Below are 14,291 nucleotides of genomic sequence, written 5' to 3'. Positions count from 1 at the left end.
TCCAATCATAATATACGTTATTTTCCCAATTGCCTCTGAATGATCATGCCATGCTTTGTGCGTGAAATGAGTATCTGTAGACACAGAGTATACTTCAACGCCAAGATCCTTTAATGTTGCATATTCATTTTGAAGATCTTCAAGTTCAGTAGGGCATACGAACGTGAAATCTGCGGGATAAAAGCAAACAACACTCCATTTCCCTTTAAAGTTTTCTTCACTTACTGTGATAAAATCTCCATTGTGATACGCTTGCGCTGTGAAAGGTAATACTTCTTTTCCAATTAAAGACATGTTAAATCCTCCAATATGTAATTATTTTGAATTATTATTCGTAACAAATTATAACCAATTCATTATGCAAATCATTATTTGATTATAATTATTCAAATTCAAAGTGTTATTATTAAATATATTGTAGTACTTTGTCAACCCTCATCTTAACTCCATGAAGTTCATTCAGACAGACAACACTATTATCGACGGTTTCTTCAAGAAACATACTTCTTGAAAAAAATTAATTCATTCTCTGTTTAAACGTATAGATATTTTTCTAGACTAATAATTTACTGTTGTAAAATTGCATCGATTGTATCAAAAATAATGTAAGCGTTTAATTAATTAACTTTCAATTTACGTGTATTTTCTTTAAATACTTTGTTTTACTTATACTTATAGTAAATAAATATTTTAATCTATCAAAAATTCTGATAAACTATTATTAAATAATAATTTATCCAGAATTGATGGGAGGAGAGATAAAACTCATCGTTTCTGCGAATATAGGAGTCAGATAAAAATGAGCTACGGAGAAAAGAAAACAGACGTGATCTTAATTGGTGCTGGAATTATGAGTGCAACACTAGGAACGATTTTAAAAGAGTTAGCTCCAGAGTGGAACATTACCGTATTTGAGAAACTAGCAGCACCAGGTGAGGAAAGCTCTAATGAATGGAATAATGCAGGGACTGGCCATGCAGCATTATGTGAATTAAACTACACAGTAGAAAAACCTGATGGCACAGTAGATATCAAGAAAGCGATTAAGATTAATGAACAATTTAGAATTTCCATGCAGTTTTGGACGTATCTCGTCAAAAAAGGGTTACTACACAATCCGCAAGACTTTATCCGAGCATTGCCACATATGAGCTTTGTGCAAGGAGAAGAAAACGTTTCATTTTTACAAAAACGTTTTGAAGCGCTATCAAACCATCCGTTTTTCCAAGGTATGGAATTTTCAGATGATCCTGAGAAGTTGAAGGAATGGGTTCCAGTTATCATGGAAGACCGTGAGATAACGGAACCAATTGCAGCAACGAAAATTGATTCAGGCACGGATGTTAACTTTGGTGCTTTAACGCGCATTCTGTTTGATCATTTAAAGAGTCAAAACGTACAATTAAACTATCAACATACTGTAAAAGATATGAATCGTACGAGTGACGGCAAATGGAAACTGACAGTAAAAAATGAAGCAACCAGCACTGTTGAACATCATGTTGCCAACTTTGTTTTCATCGGTGGTGGGGGAGGTAGCCTTCATTTATTACAGAAGTCTGGGATTCCAGAAGGTAGGGGAATTGGCGGTTTTCCTGTAAGCGGATTATTTATGGTTTGTAATAATCCAGAGGTGGTTGAAAAACATCATGCAAAAGTGTATGGAAAGGCGAAGGTCGGTGCACCGCCTATGTCTGTTCCTCATTTAGACACACGCTTTATTGATCATAAGAAATCATTGTTGTTTGGACCTTTTGCTGGTTTTTCACCTAAATTTTTAAAAACAGGTTCCGTGTTTGATTTAATTACATCGATAAAACCTAATAATTTTTTAACGATGCTGACCGCAGGCATGAAAGAAATCCCTTTAACGAAGTATTTAATACAGCAAGTGTTGTTAACGAAGGAGCAACGGATGGAAGAACTTCGTGAGTTTATCCCAAATGCAAAAACTGAGGACTGGGATTTAATTGTTGCTGGACAACGGGTACAGGTGATTAAAGATACAGAAGCTGGCGGAAAAGGTACGCTCCAATTTGGAACGGAAGTCATTCATTCTGAAGATGGTTCCATTGCGGCCCTTTTAGGTGCATCCCCAGGTGCATCTACAGCTGTTCATGTAATGCTTGAAGTGATCACGAAATGTTTCCCCGATTTTACAGATAGATGGGACGAAAAAATCAAGGAAATGATTCCATCCTATGGTAAGGTATTAGGAAATGAGCCAAGATTGCTACAAGAGATTCATGATTCAACGACGGAAGCTTTAGGATTAATAAAAAAGCAAGAGCCAAAAATTAAAATTGAAGATCGAGAGTTGCAGGAAGTTTAACAGCTATTAAATATAAGAGAAAAGACAGGAAGTCTTTATAGACGACTTTCTGTCTTTTTATATTGTTATCTATGCCATTCTGTGATATTAAGATATATTTATGAGATGAGAACTAATTGACTGAAATCCAAACCTTTTCTTGTTATGGAAAAATGAAGAGGAAAAAGCCCTGTGCGAGAGAAAGGGTTGCATATATGGAGAAATTCTTTGTCCGGATTAATTTAATAATCACAAGAACCTTTTTAGGGTAAGGTACATTAGGAGCTTTAAAAATTTTATTCTAGCAAATTTAATTGAAAATTCTATATTGAAATGTTTCAGCTTAAGTAAGTAACGAGGTGAAGGGCTTGTCTAAGAAGAGAAGTATAGTCGTTGTATCTTATATGAAAAATACATTACATACATTATTAAAACAATTAAATGAGATTGGTTTAATGGAACATTTTGATATTGAAGGTGTTACGGTTGAGCAATTAGAAACCTCAATTATCAAAAGAAATGCGCTTGTACTTGTTTCTAGTGAAATTGTTTACACAATGGTTAAGCCTTATCTTGATGAAGAAACTCCGTATATCATTACAACCAGAACCATAAATTATGCAAATTTACGAGAAATATTAGAAATTCCCAAAGGAACAAGAGCATACTTAGTAAGCGATTTAAAACAATCAGCTGAAGAGACAATAAGTATTTTAGAAGAGACGGGCATCGAACTTGAACTTGTACCATATTATCCACAAAAAAGAGCAGATGAAAGTATTAGCATTGCTATTACACCTGGCGAACCCCAATTTGTTCCTAAAACTGTAACGAAAACGATTAATATTGGAAGTAGATTAATTGATATTTCTACGCTTATTGAAATATTTAACTTTTTTCAAATATCACCTTTTTCAGCTAAAGCTCACCTATCAGCTAGATTTATGCAGTCAGTAATTCACTTTTCGAAAGAGTTAAGCAACGAAATCTTTCGTTCAACTCTTCTGCAGAAAAGTCTAGACAGCATTGTCCAAAATATTGATGATGCCGTGTTGGTTTATAATACTGAAAATGAGATTGAAGTATTAAATAAAGCAGCGATGGACTATTTGAATTTATCTTCACAAGTGCAGAAGCAAAATATTAATATTATGAATCCACTTTATTATCAGACGATAAAAAATCTGTCGGTTGGACAGGAAAACTTTGTTGAAATTAACGATATTACCTTTTACATGAGAAAAAAGAGAATTATGGTTGACGATCAAATCTATTCGACACTAATTATTTTTCGTGAAGCTAGGGACTATCAAAAAATCGAACATGATTTCCGTTTTAAGGCTAAGCAAAAGAATAGCATGGCAAGATACCGTTTTGATGATATTAAAACAGCGAGTGTTCCAGTATTAGAAATGATAAAGGTTGCGGGTAGACTAGCAAAAAGTGATTCAACAATCCTGATATTAGGTGAAACAGGGACAGGAAAAGAGGTTCTTGCTCAGGCAATTCATCAAGAATCCCCAAGAAAATACGAAACGTTTGTAGGTGTCAATTTTGCAGCTATTTCAGAAAGTTTAATGGAAAGTGAGTTGTTTGGATATGAACCAGGCTCCTTTACTGGTGCACGAAAAAGAGGGCATATTGGTTTATTTGAACAAGCTCATCTTGGAAGTATTTTCCTTGATGAAATAGGGGATGCTGCACCTGTCATTCAAAATCGATTATTACGAGTTCTTCAAGAAAGACAAATTATGAGGCTGGGGGGCGATATGATCATTCCTCTAGATGTTAGAGTCATAGCTGCTACGAATAAGAATTTAAAAAAACTTATAGAGGAAGGTCTTTTTCGCGAAGATCTTTATTATCGACTTAATGTCTTGCCATTAAAGCTATTGCCCCTTAGAGAAAGAAAAAAAGATATTTCGCTTTTAATTCATTTATTCTCAAAGGAGTTTCAAGAAAAACTAGGAAGAGAGCCGTTAGTGTTTACTAAAGAAGCACTAAGTTACTGTGAAAATTATTATTGGCCTGGAAATGTTCGTGAACTTCGAAATGTGGTTGAATATGTCGCACATATAAGTGGAGATAAAGTATATAAAGAGGAGCTTCCCATTTACGACGATGGACCAGTAGATTTCAATACTATTGAAACTAATAGGGAATTGGAAATGATAAAAACTCAATTCGTGGAAAAAGGCTTCACTGAAGAAATGTTAATGATATTAAAATATTTAAACGAAGCCCATGTGTTGTCTGCTGGACGATTTTCTTTACTCAATCATTTATTGGAAGAAGGGTATATGTTTTCGGAGCAACAATTACGTTATCGAATGAAAATTTTACATGATTATGGTTTAATTACAACTCAAAGAGGACGCAGTGGTAGCCAAATTACTGGAAAAGGTACGAAATTTCTTGAAAGTTACGAAATTTTACTTTAACAAGCTCTCTAAACACTTCAGTAAAAAGTACAATCCTTTAAAACAGTCAGCTTCTCTTGAAATTAAAAGAAACACGAGAAGCTGACTATAGAGATATTAAATATTGGCTAATTGATGTATCGCTCTAGCATAAATAACGGTTGCTTTTATCAAATCACTAATTTCAATGTATTCATTAATTTGATGAGCGGTATTTTTTTTGCCTGGAAAGACCGCGCCATACGCAACCCCGTTTTCGATAAATCTAGCATAAGTAGCTCCACCAGTTGTTAATAGGTTGGCTTTTTCACCAGTTTCTATTTCATATGCCTCTTGTAATATTTTGATAACTGGCTCATCCTTCCCAACGAAATGAGGCTTTTTCTCTCTTACTTCTTCGATTTCTAAATTGTAGTTTTTTATTATTTCTGCAATTCTCTCAATGGTTCTTAAATAGGGTGTTTCAACTGGACAGCGAATATTTAATGATAACTGTGCTTCATCTTTAGTGGAGTAACGAAAAATTCCTGCATTAACTGTTAATCGTCCTGTTATTTCATCCGAAAAATCAATACCAAGTTTTTCTCCAAAAGGATTTTCTGCAATTCGTTCTGAAATAAATTGAATAAACTTGTTTTTAGGGACTACATTCACTAAAAAGGAAGCAAGTTTAGTACCCGCATTGATTCCATTATCAGGTTCCATGCCATGAGCTGATTTTCCTTTTAGCTTCAATAGAAGGGAATTTGACGTTCTATTAATAGAAAATGCTATGTTTTCCTGTTGACAATACTCCGTAAATCTATCTGTTAATTCTTTTAAATTATTTCCTCCAATTAATGCTTCAGCATGATCAGGAACCATATTCCCTTTTTTACCAGAGTAAAAAGATTGTAATTGATATTTATCTTTGGAAGCGATTGTATCTTTATACCTAAGAAGGATATTAATTTGTCCTTTTTCTGCATGGATAATCGGAAACATTGCATCTGGAGCAAATCCGGTTAATGCAGGCGGTTCAACCTTAACATATTTCTTCATACAAGACATTCCACTTTCTTCGTCAGTTCCAAAAATAATTCTGACACGATGTTTCAATTGTAGCCTACTCTCTTTGAGTATTTTGATAGCATAGTAAGCTGCCATTGTAGGTCCTTTATCATCAATAGCACCTCTAGCAAAAAGTTTGCCATCTTTCAGTACTGGTTTAAAAGGGTCTGATTCCCAGTTTCCAGTAGCAGGTACAACATCAATATGACATAGAACGGCGATATATTGAGAAGCATTTTCAGGTCCAATTTCTGCATAACCAACATAACCATCGATATTTTTCGTTCGAAAACCATCTTTTTCTGCTAGTTGAAGCATAAACTCTAGTGCCTCTTTAATATTTTCTCCCATAGGAGCCAAAGCTGTTTTTGATGATGAGTCTTTAACACTTTTAATGGTTAATAATTTTGATAAATCATCCAGTAGCAAACTTTGATTTTTTATGACTTTTTCTTTCCAATTCAAATAAATCCCTCCTTCTATTTAATTAAACATGCAAGATATATACCAAATGTATTTGTGCTGAGTGTCTCGAATTTTCGAAAATATATACAACCAATTTTCGCTGATTTATGTATCAATTGGTTAATATGGTTACCCATAAAATTGATTATTTTTAGAATTATCATGAATTTTGTCATTGTAAAGATGGGTAAACGAACGGAATGAATATTTTTAAAAAAATATGGTTTTCATTTAAAAGAAAGAATGTGTGTATGCTGTTTTATGAGTAGGCAGAGCTCCGTTAAAATTAGTGGTTTTTACAAAAAAATATTAATTATTTAATATTGGCACAATACTTGCAATTAAAATAATTGTCAAAAAATATTAGATGGGGGTTAACGAGATGAAAAAAAATGGAAGTAAAATGTTGATTTTCATTTTCCTAGCTTTAGTCGTTTTTCTAGGGGGATGTAATTTCAGTGGTGGTTCCTCGAAGCCGGCAAACAACACAGAAGAAGAGAACGGCCAAGAAGCGGCAGGAGGAACAACTGATAATACGTTAAGATTGAGTTTGGATAACGATATCCCAGATTTAAATCAAGTAAAAACAACAGATGGAATTTCTTTCAGTATTTTAAATAACGTAATGGAAGGTCTTTTCCGTTTAGATGAAAACAATGAACCACAACCTGCAATGGCAGAAAGTTTTGAAAAGAGTGAAGATGGATTAACTTATACTTTTACATTAAAAGATGGAATTAAGTGGAGTAATGGTGAACCTGTTACAGCGAATGATTTCAAATATTCTTGGTTAAGAGCGATGCACCCAGATACTGCTGGTTCTTATGCAACGATTTTAACTGATTATATTAAAGGTGGCGCAGCATATGCAGCTGGTGAAGCAGATGCTGATTCCGTTTCAATTGAAGTAGTAGATGAGAAAACACTAGTTGTTGAGCTTGTTCAACCAACTCCATTCTTTGTTGGATTAACAGCATTTGTAACATACTTCCCATTAAATGAGAAGTTCATTACAGAAAAAGGTGATGACTTCGCTTTAACATATGATGCGATTCTATATAACGGACCATATGTATTAACATCCTATAACCAGGCACAAGGGGTAGAAATGGAAAAAAATCCTGAATATTGGGATAAAGATAATGTAGCAATCGAAAAGGTAAGCATGAAGGTCATCAAAGAAACAAGTACAGCTTTAAATTTATATGAAGCTGGTGACTTAGATAAGGTTTATCTTGCTTCAGCTGATGTAGATGCCTACCAAGACAGTCCAGAATTTCAAACAGAAACAGAATTTAGAACATACTTCATTCAATTTAATGAAGCGAAAGAACCTTTTAACAATGATAATATTCGCAAAGCACTTCAGCTAGCATACGATCCACAAATCTTGACAGATGTAATTTTAAACAACGGTTCTGAACCAGCTTATGGACTAATTGCTGCAGATATGAATGGTGTCGATGGAAAATCATTCAGAGAGCTTCAAGGTGATGTCATCAAACCAGATTTTGAAAAAGCTAAAGAGTATTGGGATAAAGGTGTAGAAGAATTAGGAGGAACTCCAACGATCGAATTATTAACAGCGGATGATACCGTTTCAAAAGATACAGGTACATTCTTACAAAGTGAATACAAAAAGAATTTAGGTGTCGATATCAGTCTTGTTACACAGCCTTATAGTGGCCGTCTTGAAACAATGAGAGCCGGAGACTATCAAATGGCAGTAAATCGTTGGGGGGCTGATTTCAATGATGCCATGACATATTTAGATTTATGGGAAGCTCCGTCTAATACAGACTTCCGTGGAAATTTCATCAATTCTCAGTATGACGATCTTGTGAATGCTGCAAAAGTAGAAGCAGATGACAAAGTACGTATTCAACATTTACTAGATGCAGAAAAATTAATTCTTGAAGATGGGTCAGTTGGACCGCTTTATTATGATGGTTTATCCTTCTTGCAAAAATCAAATGTAAAAGGAATTGTGACACATCCATATGGAGCATCACCAGACTTAAAGTGGGTTACGAAAGAATAAAAATGGTATTAGTAGGGAGAGAACTTGTTTCTCTCTCTGCTGCAAAATTTAGAGAAAAAGGTATTCCTCATAATCTGGAGGTGTGATATGTGAAAAAATATTTATTTTTGAGACTTGTCAATATTGTTATTACGTTATTTATTATCGCTACGGCGACCTTTTTCTTAATGAAACAAATGCCAGGTTCTCCGTTTGATGAGGAAAAGTTATCAACTTTGTCAGATGAACAGCGAATGGAATTTTATGCTCGATATGGACTAGATAAACCAGTATCCCAGCAATATGTACTTTACATGAAAAGTCTAGTTCAAGGAGATTTAGGAGAATCCTATTATTTTAAAGGGCAAGATGTTAGTTCTCTCATTGTTGGACGAATTGGTCCATCTGCGCTTCTTGGAATTCAAGCGGTTATTTTAGGTTTTACAATCGGAATTATTTTAGGAATCATCGCCGCATTTAGACATAATACGATGTGGGATTTTTCGACTATGCTGGTAGCCGTATTAGGTGTTTCCATTCCGAACTTCGTATTTGCAGCCCTCCTACAATACTATGTTGGTCTTAAATTAGGAATTCTGCCTGTTGCCTTTTGGGAATCCTACTCCAGTTCAATCATGCCAACCATTGCATTATCCCTAATGGTCATTGCTTTAATAGCAAGATTTACGAGGAATGAAATGCTTGAAGTACTACAGCAGGATTATATGCTCACGGCAAAAGCAAAAGGAGTTTCTCAAATTAAGGTTATTTATAAGCATGCAATTCGTAATGTGCTTATTCCGTTAGTAACCATTTTAGGACCCATTGTCGTTAGTTTATTAACAGGATCACTTGTCATTGAAAATATTTTTGGGGTTCCTGGAATTGGAAGCTTGTTTGTAGATTCTATTAAAGTAAATGACTATACAACGATTATGGGCTTAACTTTATTCTATAGTGCGTTTTTTGTCCTTACTATGCTCGTCGTTGATCTCTTATATGGAATCATCGACCCAAGAATTCGTATAACGGGGCAAAGGAGTGAATGATATGAAAAATAATGAGCAAGTTTTAGAAGAGGCATTTTCTGATGATTTGTTTGAAGTAGTGGGTAGAAAAGTGGAGCAAAGTGAAAAGATTCAACGCCCGCCAATGTCCGCATTTAAAGATAGTTGGATCAGACTAAAGAAAAACAAAGGAGCTGTCATTAGTTTAATTATTTTAGTCATTATTTTATTACTCGCCATTTTTGGTCCAAATATGAATGCGTATAAGTATTACGATACCGATTATGGAGCAGCATACCAACCGCCTAGTGGAGAGCATTGGCTAGGAACAGATAAATTTGGTCGTGACCAATGGACAAGAATTTGGGAAGGGACAAGGATCTCTTTATATATTGCTGTTTTGGCAGCGTTTCTTGATTTATTGATTGGGGTAACGATCGGTGCAATTTCCGCTTTAAAAGGGGGAAAGGTTGATAATGTTCTCCAGCGTTTTATCGAGATTTTAGTCGGGATTCCGAATCTTGTTATTGTGATTTTATTAATCATGCTTATGAAGCCAGGTATTTTAACGATTACACTAGCAATGGTGATCACCGGTTGGGTAAATATGGCTAGATTGGTCAGAGCCCAAATCTTTAAGCTAAAGGGACAAGAGTTTGTATTAGCATCCAAATCTTTAGGTTCTTCAAATGGCCGCTTGATTTTGCATCATTTAATTCCAAATACGATGGGGCTAATTGTTATTAATATGATGTTTACGATTCCTTCAGCTATTTTTATGGAAGCGTTTCTGAGTTTTATTGGTCTCGGATTGCAAGAGCCGTTAGCCTCTTTAGGGGTGCTTATCAATGATGGCTTCCAAGGGATGAGAAATCATTTTTACTTAATGATATATCCTGCAATCGTTATCGTTGCAATAATGGTAGCTTTTAATATTTTAGCAGATGGTTTACGAGATGCATTAGATCCGAAAATGAGAAAGTAAATTTCACAATGTACAAAGGTGAATGGAAAACGAACAAATTTATCTCCTTTACTTGTGATGATATGGACTTTTACTAAATATTAACTTCGATTCTTGTTCATTTTTAAACTTGAAGTAAGTCAGCAAGGAACTTATTACTTATATAAAAAGAGGGATTACGAATGAATCATTCTATTAAAGTATATCGTGGAGAGTTTTTAGAAAGTACGCATGCTATTCATGTGGCAGTTGTAAACGTAAAAGGAGAATTACAGTATTCTTATGGAGATCCGATGAGAGCCGTATTTCCGCGCTCATCTATGAAACCATTTCAAGCAGTGGCCGTTGTAGAAACAGGAGCTGCTGATGCATATCAATTTGAAGAAAAAGACCTGTCGTTAATTTGTGCGTCACATAGTGGAGAGAAGTTTCACAGAAATGGAGTTGCTAGTATTCTAGGAAGAATTCATTTAGAAGAAGAGGATCTTCAATGTGGAACCCATATTCCGCGAGATATTGAAAGTTATAACGAACTGATTCGCAATGGTGGTTCATTAACGCCAGTATATAGCAATTGCTCTGGGAAGCACTCAGGAATGCTAACAGCAGTCGTTCATATGAATGAAGATGTACAAAGCTACCGTGAGATCACTCACCCTCATCAGCAAAGAATCTTACATGTAATTGAGCATGTATGCAGTTTTCCAAAGAGTGAAATTGATATTAGTGTAGATGGTTGTGGTGTACCAGTTCATTGCCTTCCATTAGAGAATATTGCGTTAGGGTTTGCTCGCTTAGCAACTCCATTTGATTGGGAATCTAGTCATACAGCGGAACATTTAGATAAAGTTCGCAATGCAATGATGGAACATCCTGAAATGGTAGGTGGTACAGATAGATTTGATACAGATTTAATGCGAGTTTTCAATAAGAGATTAGTAGCAAAAGCTGGAGCAGAGGGTGTCCAATGTATTGGAGATGTAGAAACGGGACTAGGCATTGCTATTAAAGTTGAGGACGGAAACGGACGGGCTACAAGTGTTGCTGCGATGGAAGTGTTAAAGCAATTAGGTATTGGTGATAAACATTTGTATGAGAAGTTAGCTCAATATATAGAAGCACCGGTTCTCAATGCGCGAAAAGATAAAATAGGTCGAATTACAGCAGATTTTGACCTTGTGAAAAGACAAGAAGCTGTTCAGAGCTAACAATTATAATTGAAAAGTATGAAAGAAATTAGCATGAAAAGGAAGTGAATGAACATGGATACATTGCTTGAAGTGAATAATCTTCATGTTTCTTTCAAGACATACGCAGGAAAAGTTCAAGCTGTTAGAGGCGTTAATTTATCCTTAAAAAAAGGGGAAACACTTGCAATTGTTGGTGAATCAGGTTCTGGAAAATCGGTTACCTCGAAAAGTATTATGAAGCTTTTACCAGGGAATTCTGCTGTCATTGAGGATGGAGAAATTGTGTTTGAGGGAAAAAATATCGTCCATTATTCTGAGAAACAAATGGAAAAGATAAGAGGCTCTGAAATTGCGATGATCTTTCAGGATCCAATGACGGCTTTAAACCCGACAATGACGGTAGGGAAACAAATCATGGAAAGCGTCATTACGCACCAGAAATTAAATAAGGAACAAGCTCTACAAAGAGCGATTGAACTTTTGAAACTGGTTGGCATTCCAAATGCGGAGGCAAGAGTAAAGCAATATCCCCATCAATTTTCGGGTGGGATGAGGCAGCGTGTCGTCATTGCGATTGCCCTCGCATCCAATCCTAAAGTACTTATTGCAGATGAGCCAACAACCGCATTAGATGTGACCATTCAAGCGCAAATTCTTGATTTGATGAAGGATATTCAGGAAAAAATGAATACTTCAATCATCATTATCACCCATGATCTCGGAGTTGTAGCAAATATTGCTGACCGTGTGGCGGTGATGTATGCAGGGAAAATTGTGGAAACAGGTACCGTTGAGGAGGTCTTTTATAATCCTCAGCATGCTTATACATGGGGCTTGTTAGGCTCCATGCCGGATATGGAATCGAAGGATGAGCTTATTGCGATTCCTGGGACGCCACCTGATTTAATTAATCCGCCACAAGGGGATGCGTTTGCCGAGAGAAATGAATTTGCTTTAAAAATAGATTATTTGCGCGAACCGCCAATGTTCAAGGTCACAGATACCCATTATGCCGCAACATGGCTTCTCCATGGAAAAGCGCCAAAAATTGAAAAGCCAACAAAGCTAACGAAAAAGCGATTACAGCCGGTAAAGGCAGCTGAAATCGTCGAAACTGAGATACAAAAAGAAACATTGCTCGAAATTAAGAATTTAAAAAGGCATTTTACCATTGGCAAAAATGATATTGTCAAAGCGGTAGATGATGTATCTTTTGATATTTATAAAGGGGAAACATTAGGTCTTGTTGGGGAATCAGGATGCGGGAAATCTACGCTCGGAAGAACACTGATGAGATTATATGAAGCAACAGCAGGAGATGTTCTTTTTCAAAATGAATCTGTGTATGGCAAAAAGAACGCTGCAGACAGAAAATTATTTAATCGGAAGGTTCAGATGATTTTCCAAGACCCTTACGCTTCCCTAAATCCAAGAAAAACAGTCATGGATATTATTGCTGAAGGTATTGATATACATGGACTTGCGACAACGAAGGAAGAAAGAAGACAGAAGGTATTTGAGCTTTTGGAGACAGTTGGATTGAATAAGGATCATGCGACCCGCTACCCGCATGAATTTTCAGGTGGACAGCGACAAAGAATTGGAATCGCTAGAGCACTTGCAGTTGAACCAGAATTTATCATTGCGGATGAGCCTATTAGTGCGCTTGATGTATCGATTCAGGCACAAGTTGTTAATCTGATGAAGAAACTTCAAAAAGAACGGGGTCTTACGTATCTCTTTATTGCCCATGATTTATCGATGATTAAGCATATTAGTGACCGTGTCGGCGTTATGTACCTTGGAAATTTGGTAGAATTAGCTGATGCTGATGCAATGTATGAGGAACCGCTTCATCCATATACAAAAGCATTATTGTCAGCTGTTCCGGTAGCAGATCCAGATAAAGAGAAAACACGGGAACGAATTATTTTAGAAGGAGATTTACCTAGTCCAAGCAATCCACCAAGTGGATGTCGTTTCCGAACCCGTTGTCCTCACGCAAATGACGTTTGCGCAATTTCAAAACCAGAATGGAAAGAAGTAAAGCAGGAACATTGGGTAGCATGTCATCTTTATTAATATTCTGATGTGAAATTTCCAAGCCTCAATGAAAAAGATATAGGCTTGGAAATTCACAATCAAAAAAATCTACATTATCAAAAAAGATAAGGATTAACATTTAAAAATCTTCATGAGTCTTTTCAGTCGTTTTACTTTCTAAAAATGCAATAAACTCTTCTTTGGTTATATCTGAATTCATAGCTTCTATAACTAATTCCAGCCATTCTTTAGATAGTAGTTCTTCTTGATTATTCATCATATTATTACCTCCCTCATAATTTGTTTTTTGTAAAATTTGATAAACAAAATAAAAATATTGTATTTAAAATATATTTCTGTTCAAATCAAATTTTTTTGACGGTTTCAGGATAATTTGTATTTAACAATTATGTTAACATGCGAATGAATGACAGCAAGTGACATTTATTACAATATTCTATTCTCGTACTGTGAATCAGTAATTTTTAAAGGTAGTTTCTCTTGATTAGTTATTATTAAATATTTTGTGTTCATGAGTCTGTCATAACTTTGTTGCAGATTTGTGAATGATTGCACAATCCGATGTTATTTCCTAATTATAATGATAATCTATGTTTTGTAAGAAGTTATTATTTACACCTTATAAAATATTGAAAACATAGTAAGGAGAGATCGTCATGATCGGAAAAGTATTAAGAGAAAACAATATTGTTGCAGGTATTTTAACAGTTGTACGTATTTATCTAGGTTGGGCTTGGATGTCAGCAGGATGGGGGAAATTAACTGGTGGTTTTGATGCTGCAGGATTTTTAAAAGGTGCC

At 35.4% G+C, this 14,291-nt stretch carries 10 protein-coding genes and 1 pseudogene; 8 read left to right on the top strand and 3 right to left on the bottom strand.

Going from position 1 to position 14,291, the window contains the following annotated elements; all coding sequences use genetic code 11:
• A partial coding sequence (locus tag BMSHG_RS00560; protein WP_019152482.1) for a redoxin domain-containing protein occupies window positions 1–294 on the bottom strand: 294 nt, incomplete at its 3' end.
• Between the two features lie 505 nt (window positions 295–799).
• Between BMSHG_RS00560 and mqo the strand changes: the two genes are divergently transcribed.
• Together mqo and BMSHG_RS00550 are read left to right on the top strand one after the other, a co-directional pair.
• A complete protein-coding gene (gene mqo / locus BMSHG_RS00555) occupies window positions 800–2,332 on the top strand; it encodes a malate dehydrogenase (quinone) (protein WP_019152481.1) in 1,533 nt (510 codons plus the stop codon).
• A gap of 347 nt (window positions 2,333–2,679) precedes the next feature.
• A complete protein-coding gene (locus tag BMSHG_RS00550) occupies window positions 2,680–4,752 on the top strand; it encodes a sigma 54-interacting transcriptional regulator (RefSeq protein WP_019152480.1) in 2,073 nt (690 codons plus the stop codon).
• A 96-nt stretch (window positions 4,753–4,848) separates the two neighbouring features.
• Here BMSHG_RS00550 and pepV read toward each other — a convergent pair whose 3' ends face one another.
• Window positions 4,849–6,246: a dipeptidase PepV gene (pepV, locus tag BMSHG_RS00545; protein WP_019152479.1), complete on the bottom strand. Its 1,398-nt coding sequence runs from the start codon at window positions 6,244–6,246 to the stop codon at window positions 4,849–4,851.
• Window positions 6,247–6,628: 382 nt separating this feature from the next.
• Here pepV and BMSHG_RS00540 point away from each other — a divergent pair, with 382 nt between their 5' ends.
• From BMSHG_RS00540 to BMSHG_RS29380, 5 genes are all read left to right on the top strand, one after another.
• Window positions 6,629–8,287, top strand: a complete 1,659-nt coding sequence (locus tag BMSHG_RS00540; protein ID WP_019152478.1) for a peptide ABC transporter substrate-binding protein — start codon at window positions 6,629–6,631, stop codon at window positions 8,285–8,287.
• Between the two features lie 89 nt (window positions 8,288–8,376).
• Window positions 8,377–9,315 (top strand): ABC transporter permease, encoded by a 939-nt coding sequence (locus BMSHG_RS00535; protein WP_019152477.1) that lies wholly within the window; start codon window positions 8,377–8,379, stop codon window positions 9,313–9,315.
• Between the two features lies 1 nt (window position 9,316).
• Window positions 9,317–10,258 (top strand): ABC transporter permease, encoded by a 942-nt coding sequence (locus BMSHG_RS00530; protein WP_019152476.1) that lies wholly within the window; start codon window positions 9,317–9,319, stop codon window positions 10,256–10,258.
• A 161-nt stretch (window positions 10,259–10,419) separates the two neighbouring features.
• A complete protein-coding gene (locus BMSHG_RS00525; RefSeq protein ID WP_019152475.1) occupies window positions 10,420–11,445 on the top strand; it encodes an asparaginase in 1,026 nt (341 codons plus the stop codon).
• Between the two features lie 54 nt (window positions 11,446–11,499).
• On the top strand, window positions 11,500–13,509 hold the full coding sequence (locus BMSHG_RS29380; protein ID WP_019152474.1) for an ABC transporter ATP-binding protein: 2,010 nt from the start codon (window positions 11,500–11,502) through the stop codon (window positions 13,507–13,509).
• A gap of 100 nt (window positions 13,510–13,609) precedes the next feature.
• Here the strand turns inward: BMSHG_RS29380 and sinI are convergent, their stop codons facing one another.
• Window positions 13,610–13,750: a DNA-binding anti-repressor SinI gene (sinI, locus tag BMSHG_RS28085; RefSeq protein ID WP_019152473.1), complete on the bottom strand. Its 141-nt coding sequence runs from the start codon at window positions 13,748–13,750 to the stop codon at window positions 13,610–13,612.
• A gap of 397 nt (window positions 13,751–14,147) precedes the next feature.
• On the opposite strand from sinI, the pseudogene BMSHG_RS28940 reads away from it, so the two are divergent.
• Window positions 14,148–14,291, top strand: a pseudogene (locus BMSHG_RS28940) (Crp/Fnr family transcriptional regulator); the annotation flags it as partial.

It is taken from the genome of Robertmurraya massiliosenegalensis JC6, assembly GCF_000311725.1.
Classification (GTDB): Bacteria; Bacillota; Bacilli; order Bacillales; family Cytobacillaceae; genus Robertmurraya; species Robertmurraya massiliosenegalensis.
This window is presented reverse-complemented; position numbering and strand designations above follow the sequence as displayed.

What these genes read in the sequence shown, in the direction of transcription:
- mqo (WP_019152481.1), top strand. Translation starts at nt 800, where the DNA reads ATGAGCTACGGAGAAAAGAAAACAGACGTGATCTTAATTGGTGCTGGA.
- BMSHG_RS00540 (WP_019152478.1), top strand. Translation starts at nt 6,629, where the DNA reads ATGAAAAAAAATGGAAGTAAAATGTTGATTTTCATTTTCCTAGCTTTA.
- BMSHG_RS00530 (WP_019152476.1), top strand. Translation starts at nt 9,317, where the DNA reads ATGAAAAATAATGAGCAAGTTTTAGAAGAGGCATTTTCTGATGATTTG.
- BMSHG_RS00525 (WP_019152475.1), top strand. Translation starts at nt 10,420, where the DNA reads ATGAATCATTCTATTAAAGTATATCGTGGAGAGTTTTTAGAAAGTACG.
- BMSHG_RS29380 (WP_019152474.1), top strand. Translation starts at nt 11,500, where the DNA reads ATGGATACATTGCTTGAAGTGAATAATCTTCATGTTTCTTTCAAGACA.
- sinI (WP_019152473.1), bottom strand. Translation starts at nt 13,750, where the DNA reads ATGATGAATAATCAAGAAGAACTACTATCTAAAGAATGGCTGGAATTA.